This window comes from Planomonospora corallina, assembly GCF_042650625.1.
GTDB classification, from domain to species: domain Bacteria; phylum Actinomycetota; class Actinomycetes; order Streptosporangiales; family Streptosporangiaceae; genus Planomonospora_B; species Planomonospora_B corallina.
The window spans coordinates 559868-578552 of the sequence record NZ_JBHSBM010000017.1; the positions used below are offsets into that span (position 1 = coordinate 559868).

An 18685-nucleotide genomic window follows, 5' to 3' on the forward strand; every position below is an offset into this window, starting at 1 on the left:
CGCCGCGACGACCGCGGGCACGTTCTCGAAGCCGGGGACCCGGCGGCGCTCCCGCTCGTCCTCCGGGAGCGGGCCGCGCCAGCGGGTGCCCTTGCGGACCACCAGCACGCCGACCCCGGCCGGCCCGCCCCACTTGTGCGCGCTGGCGGCCAGCACCGACCACCCGCCGGGCAGCGGCAGCCGGCCGGCCGTCTGCGCGGCGTCCACCAGCAGCGGCACGCCCGCCTCGGCGCACGCCGCCGCCGCCTCCGCGACCGGCTGCACCGTGCCGACCTCGTGGTTGGCGCTCTGCAGGCAGGCCAGCGCGGTGCCCTCGGCGCGGACCGCCGCGCCGAACGCCCCGGCGTCCACCCGGCCGGTACGGCCGACGCCCACCGTCTCGACCGTGCCGCCGTCGCGCTCGTGCAGGGCGGCGGCGTGCAGCACGCTGGAGTGCTCCACCGCGGAGACGACCAGGCGGCGGCCGGCCCGGCGCCGCCCGGCCAGGGCGCCCAGCACGCCCAGGTGGACCGCCTGGGTGCCGGAGGAGGTGAAGGACACCTCGTCGGCGCGGGCCCCGAGCACCGCGCCGATCTCCTCCCTCGCCTGTTCCAGTAACATCCTTGCCCTGCGGGCGGAGCCGTACAGCCGTGCCGGGTCGGCCCAGCCGGCGTCGAGCGCCGCGATCAGCGCTTCGCGCGCCTGAGGATGCAGCGGCTCGGTGGAGGCCGCGTCGAAGTACGCCACGCCCACAATCGTCGCATCCGTGCGCCACGACCGGGGCCGCGCGGGGGGGCGGGGGTGGTCCGCGCTAATGTGTCCCCCAGCGTGAAGCTGTGAACTGCAAACTGTGAACCTGAACAAACGACCGCCCAGGAGCGACTTCTGGGCTTCATCTGTGGGGTAGGCGATCCGTGAGTCCGACCCGCCGTTGCGAACGGCGTCCGTTGGCCCGCCGCCGGGTGCCACGCGCTGCCGCTCTGGCGGTGCTGCTGGTGTCCGCGACGGCGTGTAGTGCCGAAGATTGGTCCCGCGGCGGCATGCCGGAGGGCGTCACCAAGCAGGCCGATGCCGTCCAGAGTCTGTGGAACGGCTCCTGGATCGCGGCTCTGGCCACCGGCGTGGTCGTGTGGGGCCTGATCCTGTGGTCCGCCGCGTTCCACCGCAAGAGGAAGAACTCCGCGGAGCTCCCGCCGCAGGTGCGCTACAACCTGCCGATCGAGATGCTCTACACGATCGTGCCGCTGATCATGATCAGCGTGCTCTTCTTCTTCACCGCGCGCGACCAGAACTACATCAACGAGATGTCGGACAGGCCCGACGTCAAGGTGAAGGTCGAGGGCTTCCAGTGGAGCTGGCGCTTCACCACCGAGGCCGGCGGCAAGCAGGCCCAGGTGGTCGGCCGGCCCGCCGAGAGCTACATGGCCGCCGAGGCCCCCGAGCTGGTGCTCCCGGTCGGCAAGAAGATCGAGTTCGACCTGGTCTCGCCGGATGTCATCCACTCCTTCTGGGTGCCGAACTTCCAGTTCAAGCGGGACGTCATCCCGGGCGTGCAGAACAAGTTCCAGATCGACACGACCACGGAGGGCACCTTCGCGGGCCGCTGCGCGGAGCTGTGCGGCGTGGACCACAGCCGGATGCTCTTCCGGGTGAAGGTCGTCGACCAGAACACATTCGACCAGTACATGGCTAGCAAGGCGGGTACCCCGTGACCGCAGAGAACCAGCTCGGCGCCGGCGGGCCGGCACCGACCCGCAAGGGGTCGACCATCGTGAAGTGGGCCACGTCCACCGACCACAAGGTGATCGGCAACCTCTACTTCATCACCTCGTTCGCCTTCTTCCTGATCGGCGGCCTGATGGCGCTGATCATGCGGGCGGAGCTGACCCAGCCGGGCCTGCAGTTCACCAGTAACGAGCAGTTCAACCAGCTGTTCACCATGCACGGCACCGTCATGCTGCTGATGTTCGCGACGCCGCTGTTCGCCGGCTTCGCCAACGCGCTCATGCCGCTGCAGATTGGCGCGCCCGACGTCGCCTTCCCCCGGCTGAACATGGTCAGCTACTGGCTGTTCCTGTTCGGCAGCCTCATCACGCTGTCGGGCTTCCTCACCCCGGGCGGTTCGGCCAGCTTCGGCTGGACGGCCTACACCCCGCTCTCGAACGCGATCAGCTCGCCGGGCGTCGGCGGTGACCTGTGGCTGGCGGGCCTGACCATCAGCGGTCTGGGCACGATCCTCGGCTCGGTCAACTTCATCACCACGATCATCGCCATGCGCGCTCCGGGCATGACGATGTTCCGCATGTCGATCTTCACCTGGAACGTGCTGCTCACCTCGATCCTGGTGCTGATGGCCTTCCCGGTGCTCGCCGCCGCCCTGCTGGGGCTGCTGGCCGACCGCAAGCTCGGCACGCACATCTTCGACCCGGCCACCGGAGGCGCGCTGCTCTGGCAGCACCTGTTCTGGTTCTTCGGCCACCCCGAGGTCTACATCATCGCGCTGCCGTTCTTCGGCATCATCACCGAGATCCTGCCGGTCTTCAGCCGCAAGCCGATCTTCGGCTACATCGGCCTGGTCGGCGCGACCATCGCGATCGCGGGCCTGTCGATCACCGTCTGGGCGCACCACATGTTCCCGACCGGGCAGGTGCTGCTCCCGTTCTTCTCCTTCATGACGTTCCTGATCGCGGTCCCGACCGGCGTGAAGTTCTTCAACTGGATCGGCACCATGTGGCGGGGGCACATCTCGATGCACTCGCCGATGCTGTTCGCCGTCGGCTTCCTGGTCACCTTCCTGTTCGGCGGCCTGACCGGCGTCATCCTCGCCTCGCCGCCGCTGGACTTCCAGGTGACGGACTCCTACTTCGTGGTGGCCCACTTCCACTACGTCGTCTTCGGCACCGTGGTCTTCGCGATGTTCGCCGGCTTCTACTTCTGGTGGCCCAAGCTCACCGGCAAGATGCTGAACGAGCCGCTGGCCAAGTTCCACTTCTGGACGCTGTTCATCGGCTTCCACACCACCTTCCTGGTCCAGCACTGGCTCGGCGCGCAGGGCTTCCCGCGCCGCTACGCGGACTACAGCCCGATCGACGGCTTCACCGACCTGAACATGGTCTCCTCGGTCGGCGCCTTCCTGACCGGCGCCTCGATGCTGCCGTTCTTCTACAACGTGTGGAAGACGCACAAGAGCGCGCCGAAGGTCACGGTCGACGACCCGTGGGGCTACGGCAACTCACTGGAGTGGGCCACCTCCTGCCCCCCGCCGCGGCACAACTTCACCTCGCTGCCGCGCATCCGGTCCGAGCGCCCCGCGTTCGACCTCAAGCACCCGCACGCCCCGGCCCCGCGTGAGCTGGAGGAGGTCCGATGAAGGTTCAGGGCTGGCTGTTCATCCTCTGCGGCGTCTTCTTCGCCGCGATCGACGTCGTCTACTGGTTCTGGTCCAAGGAGCCGGTCGGCACGACGGCGATGGCGATCTCGGTGGGCTTCGCCCTCATGATCGGCTACTACCTGATGTACACGGCTCGCCGCATCGGGGACCAGCCGTCGGACGACAAGCAGGCCGAGATCAGCGACGACGCCGGGGAGCTGGGCTTCTTCAGCCCGCACAGCTGGTGGCCGCTCTTCGTCTGCCTGGCCGTCGCGTTCGCGACCGTGGGCCTGGTCGTCGGCTGGTGGATGTTCATGATCGGCGTCTTCGCGATCATCATGGCCATGATCGGCTTCGTCTTCGAGTACTACCGGGGCAGCTTCTCGCACTGAGCGCCCCGAACCCCGTGTCCCCTGGGCGCCGACCCGGGGGACACGGGGACCCCACGTCCGGAGAGCGGACCGCGGATCCTCCCGCGGTCCGCTTTTTGGATTTGTTTGGGGTTTGTTGATCACTCGCGTATGTACGTTACGTGCTGCCCCTCTTACTCCGGGTAATAACGAAGTGGAGTACGGCTGGACGAAGGAGTTCACGTGGGGCGGGCGATCCGTGGTTCGACCTGTGGTCCGGGGCTGCTCGCCCTGGTGCTGGTGACGGCGCTCCCGGCGGGGGCCGCGGCCGCGCGCGGGACGGGGGCGACGGATCCGCCCGGCCAGGCCGGGAAGGCGGGCAGGGCGGGCGCGGCCGCGCAGGCCGCGGCCGAGGACCCGGTCGTGATGGTGACGCCCGCGGACGGGAGCACCGGCGTGCCGACCGACACCACCGTCCTGGTCGGCGTCAGGAACGGCACCCTCGAGAAGGTCGCGGTGCGGGCGGTCAAGGGCTCCAGAGGCTCGCTGACGGGTGTGCTGAGCGCCGACGGGACCCAGTGGCGGAGCCGGGGGACGGCCGCTCCGGGGAGCGTCTACGAGGTCGTGGTGACGGTGGAGGACGAGGCCGGCGGCACCGCGGAGTCCACCAGTTCCTTCTCCACGGTGCGGGCCGAGGGCGGCTTCGCCGTACAGAGCATCACGCCGCACAAGGACTACACCGGGCTCACCGTGGGCGTCGGCATGCCCATCATGCTCGGCTTCGACCGCGACATCTCCGACCGGCTCTCCGTCGAGCGGAACCTCCTGGTCCGCACCTCCAGGCCCGTGCACGGCGCCTGGCACTGGTTCGACGACCGGACCGTGCACTTCCGGCCGAAGAAGTTCTGGCCCGCCGGGATCAAGGTCCGCCTGGAGGCGCGCCTGGCGGGGGTGAGCGGCGGCAGGGGCCTGTACGGCAGGCGCGACCACGTCCTCGACTTCAGGATCGGCCGCTCCCAGATCACCGAGGGCAGCGTCCGCACCCACCACCTGACGGTCCGGCGCGACGGCGAAGAGATCCGGACCATCCCGATGAGCGCGGGCCAGGGCGGAGTCTGGAAGTACCACACGACCAGCGGCATCCACCTGGCCATGTCCCGCGAGCCGGTGACCATCATGATCTCGCCGGGCATCCGTCCCGGCCAGCCGGGCTACTACCGCAAGACCGTCTACAACACGGTCCGCATCTCCAACAGCGGCGAGTACGTGCACAGCGCCCCCTGGTCCGTCGGCTCCCAGGGACGGGCCAACGTGAGCCACGGCTGCGTCAACGTCAGCCCGGCCAACGCGCGCTGGTTCATCGACAACACCCTGATCGGCGACCCGATCATCATCACCGGCTCGCCCCGCGAGCTGGAGCCCACCAACGGCTGGGGGCACTGGCAGGAGGACTGGGCGCAGTGGACCAGGTGGAGCACGCTCAAGGGCTTCACCACGGAGCCCCTGGACCGCCCCTCGGGCCAGTAGCGGCCCGGCCGGCGGGGCCGGCCTGCGCGCGCGGGACTCCAGGGAGACGGGCGCCGGTCCTGCGGGGAACACGAGAGCTTCCGGGGAACGGAAGAACGGCAAAGGCCCGGGCGGATGATCCGCCCGGGCCTTTCGTCGTCCTGCCGGTCTCAGTGAGCGGTGGACTTCTCGTCGTCCCCGCCCGCGCCGATGGCCGCGTGGTCGTCGTGACCGTGGCCGTGGCCGTCGTCCAGCGGGATCTTCTCGCCGCCGTAGGCGGTGCTCATCTTCGCGCGGAGCTTGCCGACCGGGCCGCGCAGGCTCTTCGGCGGAACCCCGTCGGGGCCGGTCTTGAGCGCCGCCTCGGCCCCGGGAAGGGTCGGGACGGGCTCCTTGCCCCGCATGTGGGCCTCGATGTCCTGCGCCACCGGCGCGTGGACCTCGATGTACTCACCGTGCGGGAGGCGCTTGATGACGCCCGACTCGACACCGTGCCCGATGATCGCCGCGTCCTTGCGCTGCAGGCCGAGGCAGATCCGGTAGGTGATCGCGTAGGCGATCACCGGGGCCACGAAGACCAGGACCCGGCCGACGTAGGTCGTCCAGTTCAGCGAGACGTGGAAGGTCCACGAGAGCTCGTCGTTGGCGCCCAGCAGCCAGAGCACGCCGTAGAACGTGATCGCGGCGATGCCGATCGAGGTGCGGTGCGGGTTGTTGCGGGGACGCTCCGCGACGTGGTGCTCGCGGTTGTCACCGGTGATCCACCGCTCGAGGAACGGGTAGAGCGCCAGGCCGGTCATGATGATGCCCATCGGGACCAGCGCCGGGATGATCACGCTCAGCGGGAGCGTGCCGCCGCCCGTGCCGAAGAGGTTGACCTCCCACGGGACCATCAGGCGCAGCGCGCCCTCCAGGAAGCCCATGTAGAAGTCGGGCTGCGAGCCGGCCGAGATGTCCGCCGGCGTGTAGGGGCCGAACAGCCAGATCGGGTTGATCTGGGCGAAGGCGCCCAGCAGCGCGATGACGCCGAAGGTGAACATGAAGTAGGCGCCGGCCTTGGCCATGAACGCCGGGTAGAACGGCGCGCCCACCACGTTGTTGTTCGTCCGGCCCTTGCCCGGCATCTGCGTGTGCTTCTGCACCCACATGAGGATCATGTGGGCCGAGATGAGAGCCAGCAGGATGCCCGGGATGAGCAGGATGTGCAGCGAGTAGAAGCGGGAGATGACGTCCTCGCCCGGATACTCGCCGCCGAACAGGAAGAACGTGATCCACGTGCCGACCAGCGGCAGCGAGATGGCCACGCCCTCGGTGATCCGCAGACCGGCGCCGGAGAGCAGGTCGTCGGGGAGGGAGTAGCCGGTCAGGCCCTCGGCCAGCGCCAGGGTCAGCAGGAGGACGCCGATCAGCCAGTTGAGCTCGCGCGGCTTGCGGTAGGCCCCGGTGAAGAACACGCGGAGCATGTGCACCATCATGCCGGCCACGAACAGCAGCGCCGCCCAGTGGTGCATCTGCCGCATGAGCAGACCGCCGCGGACGTCGAAGCTGATCTCCAGCGCCGAGGCGTACGCCGCGGACATCCCGATCCCGCGGAGCGGATCGTAGGAGCCCGCGTAGACCACGTGCTCCATGCTGGGCTTGAAGAAGAAGGTCAGGAACGTACCGGTCAGCAGCAGGATGATGAACGAGTAGAGCGCGATCTCACCCAGCAGGAACGACCAGTGGTCCGGGAAGACCTTGCGGAGGTTGCGCCGCATGAAGTTCCCCGCGCCCAGCCGGTCGTCGAGGAACTCGCTGGTGCCGGCGATGGGCTTCGGAACGGTTCCGGTGCTCACGCCTGGCCTCCCTTCTCACGGGCCTCTGCCTCGGCGTCGCCGCGCTCCCAGAAGCTCGGCCCCGGCGGGACCGGGAAGTCCGCGGTGGCCACGAGGTAGCCCTCGTTGTCGATGGCGATGGGCAGCTGCGGGAGCGGCCGCGCGGCCGGGCCGAAGACGACCTTGGCGCCGTCGGCGGCGTCGAAGGTCGACTGGTGGCACGGGCAGAGGATGTGATGTGTCGTCTGTTCGTACAGCGCAGCGGGGCAGCCAACGTGAGTACAAATCTTAGAGTACGCGACGATTCCGTCCGGGGCCCAGTTGCGGTTGGTGCCCGACTTGAGCTCCTCGGGGCGGAACTTGATCAGAATCAGCGTGGACTTGGCCAGCTCGTTCAGATCGTGCTCGTAGCCCTCGGGGACGACCGACAGGATGCCGCCGGGGGAGTTGAAGTCCGCCGCGCGGATCGGCGCGCCGGTGCCCTCGACGACGAGCCTGCGCTGCCTGCCCTCCTTGGTCTTCTCGCCCCAGACGGTGTGCCGCAGCTTCTTCGGGAAGTCCGAGTACTCGTGCGGGCCGAGGTCCTTCAGCAGCACCAGCGGGGCCAGGCCCAGCGGCGCCGCGGCGGCCAGCAGCGTACGGCGGAGCAGCGGCCGCTTGGTGATGCCGCTCTCCTCCGCGCCCTGCAGGAACGTCTCCTTGACGTAGCCCCGGGTCCCGGCGTCGGAGGCCATCTCGTGGCGCTCCTGGACGAGCTTGTACTTGGGCATGACCATGCGGACCCAGACGACGATGCCCGAGGCCAGCGCGAGCAGGGCCAGCGCGAGCGTGCCGCCCAGGGCCCGGTTCGAGGTCGCGGCGCTGTCCAGGTCGCCGACCTGGAAGATCACGTAGGAGGCGATGAACCCGATGCCGGCCAGGAGCGCGACGACGAAGCAGAGGGCGGCGATCCGCTCGCCCTTCTTCGCCGTCGCGGGGTCCTGCAGGTCCACACCGGGGACCGGGGCGGGGCCGCCCGCCTCCTCGCGGCCGAGCAGGGGGGCGCCCGTGGCGGCGTGCGAGGGGGTGCCGATGACGCGCTTGGGGACGCGCTCGTCCGGCTGCTCGATGTCGTGGTTGTTGTCTGTCATTGGGCCTGTCGCCTCTTCGCGGTGATCCAGATAGCGGCGAGACAGAGCAGGCTGATGCCCACGATCCAGGCGACCAGACCCTCGGTGACCGGGCCGATGCGGCCGAGGTCGGCGCCGCCCGGGTCCTTCTGCTCACGCACGCCCACGATGTAGGCGATCATGTCCCGCTTCTGCTCGGGGGTGATGATGCTGTCGTTGAACACCGGCATGGCCTGCGGGCCGGTGATCATGGCCTCGTAGATCTGCCGCTCGCTGGCCGGGTACAGCGGGGGAGCGTACTTGCCCTGGGTCAGGGCGCCGCCCTCGCCGGTGAAGTTGTGGCACTGGATGCAGTTCGCGCGGAACAGCTCGCCGCCCTTGGCCGGGTCGCCCTTGGAGGCGTCGACCTGCTCGGTCGTCGGGATGGTCGGGCCGCCGCCGAGGGACTGGACGTAGGCCGCCAGCTGCTTGACGGTGGTCTCGTTCACCCAGGGGGCCGGGTCCTTGCGCGGGGCCTGCGCACCGGGGTTGGACAGCGGCATGCGGCCGCTGCTGACCTGGAAGTCCACGGCCGCGGCGCCCACGCCGACGAGGCTGGGGCCGCGGTCCTTGACGCCCTCGGCGTTGAGGCCGTGGCAGCTGGAGCAGCTCTGCTCGAAGAGCTTCCTGCCCTCCGCCACGTCGTCGGCCCTGCCGGAGGCGATGGCCGCGTCGGCCCGATCGCTCGTCGGGGCCGCCAGGGTGTAGGAGAACCCCAGCAGCCCCAAGGCCAGAAGCAGGACGGCGTATCTCGCGAGGGGACGCCGCCGCCCAGCGGTGATCCTATTCACACCAGATCCCCGATTCCTTAATGGATGCCATAGATGGTCACGAAAAGGCCGATCCAGACCACGTCGACGAAGTGCCAGTAGTAGGACACGACGATCGCGCTGGTCGCCTGCTCACGGGTGAAGCGCTTCGCGGCGTACGTGCGTCCCAGCATGAACAGGAACGCGATCAGTCCACCGGTCACGTGGAGGCCGTGGAAGCCCGTGGTCAGGTAGAACACCGAGTCGTACGCGGAGTGCGACACGGTGTGCCCCTCGTGGACCAGCTGGCTGTACTCGTACAGCTGCCCGACGACGAACACGGCGCCCATCAGGAAGGTGACGATGTACCAGAAGCGCAGCTTGGCGACCTGGCCCTTCTCGGCGGCCCAGACGCCCAGCTGGCAGGTCACACTGGACAGGACCAGGATGATCGTGTTGGCCAACGAGAACGGGACGTTCAGGTGAGCCTCGGGCCAGGGCAGGCCCTGGCCGATGCTCACCGACCGGATGGTGAAGTACATCGCGAACAGCGCCGCGAAGAACATGAGCTCGGAGGACAGCCAGACGATCGTCCCGACGCTGACCAGGTCAGGTCTGCTGGACGAGTGTGCTGTCGTCTTCGTTGAGATTGCGGATGCTGTCGCCACGGGCAGCATTATTGCGGCTCTACTGGTCGGGTCGCCGCACGACCCCCCGGTAGGCGGGGCAAACATCCCTTTAATCAGGGCGCAAGGGGCAATTCGCACGGCACGGTCCGCGGCGGGGTCCCGTGCCGGACGGCGCTCTGGGTCTCCGGCCCCGCCGACCGGTAGCATCCCAGGTGACCATACATCGCCAAGGGATAGTGAGCGCGACCGTGAGCACCGACGACAAGATGAGGGTCCTCGTCTACAGCGACGACGCAGCCACCCGTGAGAAGGTGCGCGAGGCGCTCGGCAGGCGCCCCGCCGCCGACGTGCCCCTCGTGGAGATCGTGGAGTGCGCCACGCACGCGAAGGTCGTCCAGCACTTCGACTCGGGCCTGATCGACGTGGCCGTGCTCGACGGTGAGGCCAAGCCGGCCGGCGGCATGGGCGTCGCCCGGCAGGCCAAGGACGAGGTCCACGACTGCCCTCCGATCTGCCTGCTGATCGCCCGCCGTGACGACCGCTGGCTGGCCGAGTGGTCCCGCGCCGAGGCCGTCGTGGCCCAGCCGGTCGACCCCGTGCTCCTGGCCGAGACCGTCGCCGACCTGATGCGCCGCCGCCTGTCCACCCGCCTGACCGCGCACTAGCGGACGCTCCCACCGTCGTTCGAAGACCGGCAGACCACCTCTGGAGATCCCCATGGACGCGCGTACTACCTGGCCCGCGCTGCTGACGGCCCTGCTGTCGGGCGAGCACCTGACGGCGGACGAGACCGCCTGGGCGATGCACGAGATCATGTCCGGCTCGGCGACGCCCTCGCAGATCGCCGCGTTCGTCACGGCGCTGCGGGCCAAGGGTGAGACGGTCGCGGAGGTGACCGGGCTGGCCCGCACGATGCTGGACCTGGCCACCCCGCTGAGGGTCGAGGGACCGGTGCTGGACGTCGTCGGCACCGGCGGGGACCGGGCCCACACGGTGAACGTCTCCACCATGGCCGCGATCGTGGCCGCCGCGGCGGGCGCCCGGGTCGTCAAGCACGGCAACCGGGCCGCGTCCTCCTCCTGCGGCACGGCCGACGTGCTGGAGCACCTGGGCATCGTGCTCGACCTGCCCCCGGCGAGCACCGCCCGGGTCGCCGCCGAGGCGGGCATCGCCTTCTGCTTCGCGCCGGTCTACCATCCCGCGCTCCGCTTCGCCGGTCCGACGCGCAAGGAGATCGGCGTGCCGACGGTCTTCAACTTCCTCGGCCCGCTGACCAACCCCGCCCGCCCGGCGGCCCAGGCGATCGGCGTCTACGACGCGCGCATGCTGCCCGTCATCGCGGGGGTCTTCGCCGACCGGGGCGTCTCCGCCCTGGTGTTCCGGGGCGACGACGGCCTCGACGAGCTCACCATCACCACGACCTCCACGGTCTGGGTGGTGCGCGAGGGCACCGCCGTGCAGACCGTCTTCGACCCGGCCGTGCTCGGCATCCCCCGGGCGGAGGCGGACGCGCTGCGCGGCGGCGACGTGGCCTACAACGCCCAGGCCGTGCGCGACCTCCTCGGCGGGAGGACCGGCCCGGTCCGCGACGCGGTGCTGCTCAACGCCGCCGCGGCCCTGGTCGCGCTCGACGGCGCGGGCGAGGACCTGGAGGCCGCGATGACCGCGGCCTACGCGCGGGCCGCCGAGGCCGTCGACTCCGGCGCCGCCGCCGCCAAGCTCGACCGCTGGATCGAGGTCAGCCGGGCCCTGCGGCCGGGCGGCTGACGGCGCGGCCCCGCAGGACGGCGCCGCGCCGGGCCGTTCCGCGGACGGGCGGGACTCGCACCCCGCGGCCGGAGCGGTCGCGGGGCGCGGCCTTCGAGGGCGGGCTCCTCTCCCGGGTGGAGGGAGGATCCCCCTGTGAGGGGACGCCGCCCCGGTGCCGGGGACCGTACGTTTCCGGCATGCGCTGCGACGATCAGCTGACCCGCCGTCCGGAGCCCGGGATCTCCGCGCTCCAGGAGAGCCGATGACCGGGCCCGTGCTCCTGGCCGTGGTGATCGGCCTGTCCGCGGCCGCCGCCGGCCTGTCCGCGGCCGTGGTGTGGCTGCTCCGCGACCGCCGGCGGCTGGCCGGGCGGCTGCGGGCCGAGCAGGCCGCGTGCGCCGGTCAGCGGGACGCGCTGGACCGCGCCGCCCTGACCGTGGAGCGGGCCCGCATCGCCCACGAGCTGCACGACGTGGTCGCCCACGGGGTCAGCATGATGACGCTCGGCGTCGGCGCCGGACGGATGATCATGGAGAAGGACCCGGCCCGGGCCAGGGAGACCCTCCGGGCGGCCGAGGAGTCCGGGCGGCAGGCGCTCACCGAGCTCCAGCGCGTGGTGGGCCTGCTGAGCGCCGAGGGCGGGGCGCGGACCAGGGCGCCCCAGCCGCGGCTGTCCGACCTGTCCGACCTGCTGGCCCGGGTCCGGACCGAGGGCCTGACGGTGGACGTGGTCGAGGACGGCAGGCCCGTCGAGATCGGCCCGGCGCTGGAGCTGTCGGCCTACCGGATCGTCCAGGAGGCGCTGGGCAACACCCTGCGGCACGCCCGCGCCCGCTCGGCCCATGTCACGCTGCGCTGGCGGCCGGGCTTCCTGGACGTGCTGGTCCGCGACGACGGGCGGGCCGCCCCCACGGTGACCGCGGGAAGCGGCCTGGCCGGCATCCGGGAGCGCGTCACGCTGTTCGGCGGGACGCTGGAGACCGCCCCCCTCGCGGAGGGGGGATTCGAACTGCGGGCCCGGCTGCCCACGGCGGAGCCGCGCGGTCCCTTCCCTCCCTGGGCCGCGGTCGGCCGGCCCCTCAGTCGGCCTCACTGAGGCCGATGGAGAACGCGGCGTCGAGGTCGTGCCGGGAGTAGGCGCGGAAGGCGATGTGCGTCTCGGTGTTCAGCACCCCGGCCACCTTGTTGATCCGGCCGGGGACGACCTCGGCGACCTCCTCGTAGGCCCCGACGCGGACCATGGCCAGCAGGTCGTACGCACCGGTGATGGAGTAGACCTCGCTCACCCCGTCGATCTCGGCGATCGTCTGGGCGACCTCGGGGATCCGGTCGACCTCGGCGTTGATGTGCACGATCGCGGTGACCACGAGCTTCCTCCTCGTTGAGTACGGCTTGTCTGCTGCCGAAGGTATCAGCGGAGCGGGCGGCCCTCGCGCCGCCGGTGCGGCCGCTCGGCGGCGTCGGTGGCCCGGCGTGCCCGCTCGATCCGCTCCAGCAGCCGGGCCGAGCCCGTGACCGGCATGCTCCAGCCGCGCCCCGCGCCGTCCCCGCCGATCCCGGTGCCTCCTGCGCCCGCTGTGTCCCTTGTATCCCCTGTGCCTCCTGTGCCCTCTGCATCCCTTGTGCCCTCTGTGCCCTCGTCGAGCTCGACCAGTCGCACGCCCGGGCCCTCCAGCCAGCGCAGCACGCACTCGGTCTCCTCCGCGCCGGCCGCCGGGGTGGGACCGGGACCGGGCACGACGGTCTCGGCGGTGGCCGTCAGCGCCGCCACGAACGGCGCGGGATGGGCCCCGGCGGGCATCACCCCGGCCGAGACCAGCCGGCCGTACCGGATGACGTGCATCTCCCAGCCGCCGCCCGCCGCCGGAGCGGCCGCGACCAGCTGCGGGATCGAGGTCAGCGCCCTCAGCCGCTGCATGCGGGCCGAGGCGCGGAGATAGGCGGCGAGCCGGTCGCGGTCGGCGGCGGCCTCCTCGTAACGCTGCTCGGCGGCCAGCCGCGCCATCCTGGCCTCGAGAGCGGCGAAGACGGGGGTGGCGTCCACCTCCATGGCGCGGCGGGCGGCCGCGACGTGCCGGCCGTACTCCTCGGGGCTCTGGCGGCCCTCGCAGGGGGCGCCGCACCTGCCGATCCCGGCCAGCGCGCAGGCGGGGCGGCCCGTCCGCGCGGTGATCCGCTCGGTGCACCGCCGCAGCGGCACCGCCTCGTGCAGCGCGGCGCGGGCGTCGTCGGCGGTCCGGGAACCGCTGAAGGGGCCGAGGTAGGCGGCCCCGTCGTCCTTGACCTCGCGGACGATCGACAGCCGGGGGAAGAGCTCGTCGGTGAGCTTGAGCCAGACGACCTTCTCCGGGAAGCGGGACCTGCGGTTGTAGCGGGGCTTGGCCTCCCCGATCAGCCGCAGCTCCCGCACCTCGGCCTCCAGCGGGGTCGCGCAGACGATCGGCCGGACCCGGGCGGCGATGCCGACCATCTCCCTGATCCGCGGGCGGGTCTCGCTCGCGGTGAAGTAGCCGCGCACCCGGGTGCGGAGGTTGACGCTCTTGCCGACGTAGAGCGGGTCGCCGCGCTCGTCCTCGAAGACGTAGACGCCCGGCGCGGAGGGGATCGCCTCGGCCAGGTGCCGGTTGCGGCGCTGCGCCGGCGTGGGAGCGCGGGTGAAGCCCCTGAGCTCCTCCAGGGTGTGCACGCCGAAGGAGCCCGCCCGCTCGATCAGCGCGTGCAGCACGTCCACGGTGGCGCGGGCGTCGGAGAGCGCGCGGTGGCACGGCTCGGTGGAGCTGAAGAGCCGGGCCAGCGTGGCCAGCTTGCAGTTGGGGGCCTCGTCGCGGGTCAGCAGCTTGCGGGCGAGGGTGACGGTGTCGAGGACGGGATGGGCCGGCGGGGGATGTCCGTGCGCGGCGCAGGCGGCCTTGACGAAACCCACGTCGAAGCCCGCGTTGTGCGCCACCAGGGTGGCGCCCGCGGAGAACTCCAGGAAGGCCGGGAGCACGGACCCGATGCGCGGGGCCTGCGCGACCATGGCGTCGGTGATGCCGGTCAGCACCGAGATGAACGGCGGGATCGGCGTGCCGGGGTCGACCAGGGTGGCGAACTCGCCCAGCACCTCACCGCCCCGGACCTTGACCGCCCCGATCTCGGTGATCGCGTGCTCACCGGCCGAGACGCCCGTCGTCTCCAGGTCGAAGACCACGAACGTGATCTGGCTGAGCGGGGTGCCCAGCTCGTCCAGCGTCCCCTGCACGGCATGTTCCACGCCCACGACCATAGGAGCCCCGACCGACATTCGGGTCCCCGCCCCGGCGGCCGGGACGCCCTCCCCGCCCGTGCCGGGCCGCGCCGCCAGGGCCGTACCCTTGACGGATAGACCGATCCGACAGGGGACGTGATGAGTTCAGCCGGAGAGGGCCTGTCTCGTCCGCTTCCCGAGCAGGTCCGCTTGAACGTCGTGGAGCTGGCGGCGCAGGTGCTCGGCGCGATGCCCGCCGCCGCGGTGCCGCCGTCGCTGCGCACCATCGCCAGGTTCGAGCCGCGCAAGCGGGCCAGGCTCGGCGGCCCGCCGATCGCCGCGCAGCTGGAGGCGGACAAGGAGTTCCGCCAGGCCGTCGCCGAGGCGATGACCGCCGCGATGCCCGAGCTGGTCGCCGGCCTGGCGGAGGGCTCGGTGCCGCCCGCGGCCGAGCCGGTGCTGGTCGCGGCCGCCGCCTACCTGACCCGGCCGCCCGGATGGGTGGAGATGGTGGAGGAGGCCCGCGCCGACCTGGAGCGGTCGGCCGCCGCCGCCGAGGGCTCCGCGCAGGAGCAGGCGCTCACCCGGCTGCGCGAGCAGCTGGCCGCGCAGAAGACCGCCGCCAAGGAGGAGGCCGACCGGCTGCGCGAGCAGCTCAAGGCCGCCCGCGCGGAGGTCTCCGACCTCCGCCACAAGCTGCACTCCGCCCGTGAGCGGGCCAGGGCCGCCGAGGCGCGCGCCGCGGAGATGGAGCAGGCGGCCCAGGAGGTCCAGTCGGCTGCCGCCGCGGCGGGGAGCGCGGGGGAGAGCGAGCTGCGCCGCCTGAGGGAGCGGCTGGCCGACTCCGAGCGGCAGCTGGAGGCCGCCCGCCGGGCGGCGCGGGAGGGCCGCAGCGTGGAGGACACGAAGATCCGCGTGCTGCTGGACGCGCTCGCCGACGCGGCGGCCGGGCTCCGCAGGGAGCTGGCCCTGCCGTCGAACATCAACCGGCCGGCGGACGCCGTCGCCTCGGTCGTCCCAGGCAGGCCCGGCGTGCGCGCCGTGCCCGCCCGCGCGCTCGCCGACGACGACCCCGCCCTGCTCGACCAGCTGCTCGCGCTCCCGCAGATCCACGTGATCGTGGACGGCTACAACGTGACCAAGACCGGGTACGGCACGCTGACCCTCGCCGACCAGCGCAACCGCCTGCTCACCGGGCTCGCCGGGCTCTACGCGCAGACCCGCACCGAGCTGACCTGCGTCTTCGACGGCGCCGAGCTGGACGGCCCGGTGCCGGTCTCGGCCCCCCGCGGTGTCCGGGTGCTGTTCAGCGCGCCCGGCCAGATCGCCGACGACCTGATCCGCCAGCTGGTCCGGGCCGAGCCCGCCGGGCGCGCCCTCGCGGTGGTCTCCTCCGATCGCGAGGTGGCCGAGTCCGTCCGCCGCATGGGCGCCCGGCCGGTTCCCGCCGCCCTGCTGCTGAAACGCCTGGGCCGCGCCTGACCGGGCCCGCCCCCGGCTCCGGGGCGGGCGTGCGCCGGGTCACGGAAGGGCCATGAAACAGGCGAAAAGGTGAGCCGGACCTTACCTCTTCTGTACTATTCGCCCCAGGTCTTTACGGCGGGAGGGCGTAGTAGTGGCCTGGGCGGGGATACCGAAAGGCTATGGGCGGGTGCCCGCGGCGGCCGGACTGGCGCTCGCGGTGCTCCTGCTCCCGGTGCTGCCGGGCGGCGGCGCGCTCGCCGAGCCGAAGCCGACGATCCCCCAGGCCAAGAAGAAGCTGGAGAAGCTCAACGAGCAGGCCGACCTGATCGTCGAGAAGTACAACCAGGCCGGCGAGAAGTGGAAGAAGGCCCGCAAGCGCTACCAGACGCTCGACGGCGATCTGAAGAGGCAGAGCAAGAAGGTCGCCGGGTTGCGCGAGGAGCTCGTCTCGATGGCCGTCAGCAGCTACCAGGTGGGCGGCGCGACCGGCTGGGAGGGCATGATCACCCAGTCCGACCCGGGCGCCCTGCTGAGCGGCCTGGCCAGGATGGACCAGCTGTCGGCGCTGCGGGCCCAGTCCCTGAAGGCCTTCGACAAGGCCACCGAGGACCTGCGCAGTGACCGGGACAAGGCCAAGGAGGCCCTGGCCGCCGCCCGGGCGTCGCGCGACGAACTGGCCGAGGAGAAGGCCAGGGCCGACAAGATGGTCAAGGAGCAGATCAAGCTCCTGCGCGAGCTCGGCGCCTATCGGACGGGTGATCCGAACAGCCCCGGAGTCCCCTACGACGGGCCCGCCTCGGGGAGCGCCCGCGCGGTCCTGCAGTTCGCCTTCGCGCAGGTCGGCAAGCCGTACCGGTACGGCGGCACGGGTCCCTCCGGCTGGGACTGCTCCGGCCTGACCCAGGCCTCCTGGCGGGCCGCCGGGGTCAGCCTGCCCCGGACGACCTGGGAGCAGTGGAGCTGGGGCGCGAGTCGCCGGGTCTCCCTCGACGACCTCCAGCCCGGTGACCTGATCTTCAGTGAGGGCCTGGGGCACGTGAGCATCTACGCGGGTGACGGCAAGATCGTGCACGCCCCGCAGACGGGAGACGTCGTGAAGGTCGTCTCCCTGTCGTCCTACGGCCGCCGCCTGGTGGGCGCCGTCCGTCCCTGACCAGGGGCGCCGCCGGCAGGGGTTCGGCCGCACCCGCCCCACCGGCACGGGGGACGGCCCCGGAGCCCTGCTTCCCCGGGACGGCGTGGCGCGCCGTCCCAGTGCGTTTGATTGCGTCCACGGACGTGACCGTGCGTTTCCCCGCGGTCCTCTCCGGCTCTCCGCCCGCTTGTCCCGTCGTGCTCCTCCCGCGCCCGGGGCGACCTCTCCGAGGCCTCTCCTTCGCGGGGCTTCTGCGGGATGAAAGCCCAGGGTGGGGCGCGCTTCCGCATATAAAAATGTCCATGTTTATGTGTATATGACCGTTTTTTGAGCGCTTTCCGGGCGGGCCGCGTCCTTCGCGCAGACGGCCTTCCGGCGATCGAAGAAAGATCATTACCACTGTGACGGGAGTTACAGAAGTGACAACACTCGGACAGTGAATCTCCAAATGTGACGAGGGTCATATCTCGGTGGTGGACTCGCCGTTATCCAGCGGTTATGAAAAGAGAGAAGGAGCTCCCCGATCTTCGGACGGGGCTGCGCCTTTGCCGAAGTTTGGGGATCGGGGTACCTTCTGGCGTCGCGGTGAGCAAGCCATGCCGCCGCAATGCGACGGTCTTCCGAAGGCCGTTCACAGATAAATATCCAGCTGGTCGCGCTAGGCGTCATGCCGCTGCGACCTGCCGAATCCATGCAGCCAGGAGGCATGGAACCGGGGACCCGCCAGGCAATTCGCATATTGCCAGGGGTGAATCGGCATCGTGTCGTGCCGTAGGGCGTCTTCCCTGCCCGAATCCGTCAGCTAACCCGGTAGGCATCAGTGGAAGTCCCAAGGAGAAATCCTGTCTACCACCCTGCAGAACCCTAGTTCGCCGCGCCTTTTTCGCATTTCCGTGGGCGGTTTCGCGCTCACTCTGACCGCCTCGGCGGGCATGGTCGCCCTGGACTCCGCTCCGGCGGGGGCGGCGACGGGCGGCGCGGCCGCGGCGGGGAGCGGAGCCCTCGTGGCCGGCCCCGTGGCGCCCCGGACGGCCGGTCCGGTGGCCGTCCGGATGGCCGGTCCGGTGACCACCCGGGTGGTCAAGGCGAAGGTGAGCAAGGCCGCACAGCAGAGAGTGAGGGCGGCCAAGGCCGTCTCGGTGGCCAAGCAGCAGGTAGGCGACCCCTACCGATGGGGCGCCACCGGCCCCGGCGCGTTCGACTGCTCGGGGCTCGCGCAGTATTCGTGGCGCAAGGCCGGCGTGAAGCTCCCCCGTATCACGCACAGCCAGTACCGCGCCGTGCGGAAGAAGGTCTCGTGGAGCAGCCTGCGCCCCGGTGACCTGCTCTTCTTCTACGGCAAGGGCCATGTCGGCATCTACGTCGGCGCCGGGAGGATGGTCCACGCGCCGAGCAGCGGCAAGAGCGTCCGGATCGTCAGGCTGAAGGGGTACTACCGCAACTCCTTCGCCGGAGCGGTCCGCCCCGGCGCCTGACCCGCCCCGGCGCCTGACCCGTGCGGGCCGTCTCCGGCCCGCGCTCCCGCCCTCCGGCGGAGCCGGCCCCGGCGGGGCCCGGTGGAGCCCG

Annotated in this window: 17 protein-coding genes and 1 riboswitch; of the genes, 10 read left to right on the forward strand and 7 right to left on the reverse strand. The window is 71.3% G+C overall.

Going from position 1 to position 18685, the window contains the following annotated elements:
• On the reverse strand, positions 1-726 hold a 726-nt coding region (locus tag ACFOWE_RS15690), incomplete at its 3' end, for a cysteine desulfurase family protein (protein WP_377288302.1).
• A 215-nt stretch (positions 727-941) separates the two neighbouring features.
• Here ACFOWE_RS15690 and ctaC point away from each other — a divergent pair.
• The 4 genes from ctaC to ACFOWE_RS15710 all read left to right on the forward strand — a co-directional run bounded on the left by ctaC (position 942) and on the right by ACFOWE_RS15710 (position 5226).
• Positions 942-1691 carry an aa3-type cytochrome oxidase subunit II gene (gene ctaC / locus ACFOWE_RS15695; protein ID WP_449301212.1) on the forward strand — a complete coding sequence of 250 codons (750 nt, stop codon included), beginning with the start codon at positions 942-944 and terminating at the stop codon, positions 1689-1691.
• A complete protein-coding gene (ctaD, locus tag ACFOWE_RS15700) occupies positions 1688-3349 on the forward strand; it encodes an aa3-type cytochrome oxidase subunit I (protein ID WP_377288306.1) in 1662 nt (553 codons plus the stop codon). Before ctaC ends, ctaD begins: the two co-directional genes overlap by 4 nt.
• On the forward strand, positions 3346-3741 hold the full coding sequence (locus ACFOWE_RS15705; protein WP_377288308.1) for a cytochrome c oxidase subunit 4: 396 nt from the start codon (positions 3346-3348) through the stop codon (positions 3739-3741). The genes ctaD and ACFOWE_RS15705 overlap by 4 nt, the downstream gene beginning before the upstream one ends.
• Positions 3742-3942: 201 nt before the next feature.
• Positions 3943-5226: a L,D-transpeptidase gene (locus ACFOWE_RS15710; protein WP_377288310.1), complete on the forward strand. Its 1284-nt coding sequence runs from the start codon at positions 3943-3945 to the stop codon at positions 5224-5226.
• Positions 5227-5375: 149 nt separating this feature from the next.
• Here the strand turns inward: ACFOWE_RS15710 and qcrB are convergent, their stop codons facing one another.
• Genes qcrB through ctaE form a run of 4 tightly spaced genes read right to left on the reverse strand, consistent with a single transcriptional unit; the run spans position 5376 to position 9593 of the window.
• Positions 5376-7040 (reverse strand): cytochrome bc1 complex cytochrome b subunit, encoded by a 1665-nt coding sequence (gene qcrB / locus ACFOWE_RS15715; protein WP_377288312.1) that lies wholly within the window; start codon positions 7038-7040, stop codon positions 5376-5378.
• A complete protein-coding gene (gene qcrA / locus ACFOWE_RS15720) occupies positions 7037-8149 on the reverse strand; it encodes a cytochrome bc1 complex Rieske iron-sulfur subunit (RefSeq protein ID WP_377288314.1) in 1113 nt (370 codons plus the stop codon). The genes qcrB and qcrA overlap by 4 nt, the downstream gene beginning before the upstream one ends.
• A complete protein-coding gene (gene qcrC, locus ACFOWE_RS15725) occupies positions 8146-8958 on the reverse strand; it encodes a cytochrome bc1 complex diheme cytochrome c subunit (protein WP_377288316.1) in 813 nt (270 codons plus the stop codon). The genes qcrA and qcrC overlap by 4 nt, the downstream gene beginning before the upstream one ends.
• A 17-nt stretch (positions 8959-8975) precedes the next feature.
• A complete protein-coding gene (gene ctaE / locus ACFOWE_RS15730; protein WP_344862624.1) occupies positions 8976-9593 on the reverse strand; it encodes an aa3-type cytochrome oxidase subunit III in 618 nt (205 codons plus the stop codon).
• Positions 9594-9811: 218 nt separating this feature from the next.
• Between ctaE and ACFOWE_RS15735 the strand changes: the two genes are divergently transcribed.
• From ACFOWE_RS15735 to ACFOWE_RS15745, 3 genes are all read left to right on the forward strand, one after another.
• Positions 9812-10210, forward strand: coding sequence for a hypothetical protein (locus ACFOWE_RS15735; protein WP_377289140.1), 399 nt, complete (start codon positions 9812-9814; stop codon positions 10208-10210).
• A gap of 52 nt (positions 10211-10262) precedes the next feature.
• Positions 10263-11312 carry an anthranilate phosphoribosyltransferase gene (trpD, locus tag ACFOWE_RS15740; protein ID WP_377288318.1) on the forward strand — a complete coding sequence of 350 codons (1050 nt, stop codon included), beginning with the start codon at positions 10263-10265 and terminating at the stop codon, positions 11310-11312.
• 244 nt (positions 11313-11556) lie between these two features.
• Positions 11557-12390, forward strand: coding sequence for a sensor histidine kinase (locus tag ACFOWE_RS15745; protein WP_377288320.1), 834 nt, complete (start codon positions 11557-11559; stop codon positions 12388-12390).
• Here ACFOWE_RS15745 and ACFOWE_RS15750 read toward each other — a convergent pair.
• Positions 12374-12661, reverse strand: coding sequence for an Lrp/AsnC family transcriptional regulator (locus ACFOWE_RS15750; RefSeq protein ID WP_377288322.1), 288 nt, complete (start codon positions 12659-12661; stop codon positions 12374-12376). The genes ACFOWE_RS15745 and ACFOWE_RS15750 overlap by 17 nt on opposite strands.
• Positions 12662-12705: 44 nt before the next feature.
• Complete coding sequence (locus tag ACFOWE_RS15755) at positions 12706-14559, reverse strand: DEDD exonuclease domain-containing protein (RefSeq protein ID WP_377288323.1); 1854 nt, start codon at positions 14557-14559, stop codon at positions 12706-12708.
• 180 nt (positions 14560-14739) lie between these two features.
• Here ACFOWE_RS15755 and ACFOWE_RS15760 point away from each other — a divergent pair, with 180 nt between their 5' ends.
• The 3 genes from ACFOWE_RS15760 to ACFOWE_RS15770 all read left to right on the forward strand — a co-directional run bounded on the left by ACFOWE_RS15760 (position 14740) and on the right by ACFOWE_RS15770 (position 18594).
• Positions 14740-16002, forward strand: a complete 1263-nt coding sequence (locus tag ACFOWE_RS15760) for an NYN domain-containing protein (RefSeq protein WP_377289142.1) — start codon at positions 14740-14742, stop codon at positions 16000-16002.
• A 169-nt stretch (positions 16003-16171) separates the two neighbouring features.
• Complete coding sequence (locus ACFOWE_RS15765; protein WP_377288325.1) at positions 16172-17137, forward strand: C40 family peptidase; 966 nt, start codon at positions 16172-16174, stop codon at positions 17135-17137.
• A 653-nt stretch (positions 17138-17790) separates the two neighbouring features.
• A riboswitch (cyclic di-AMP (ydaO/yuaA leader) is annotated at positions 17791-17951 on the forward strand.
• Between the two features lie 61 nt (positions 17952-18012).
• Positions 18013-18594 (forward strand): C40 family peptidase, encoded by a 582-nt coding sequence (locus tag ACFOWE_RS15770; protein ID WP_377288327.1) that lies wholly within the window; start codon positions 18013-18015, stop codon positions 18592-18594.
• Positions 18595-18685: the final 91 nt, after the last annotated feature.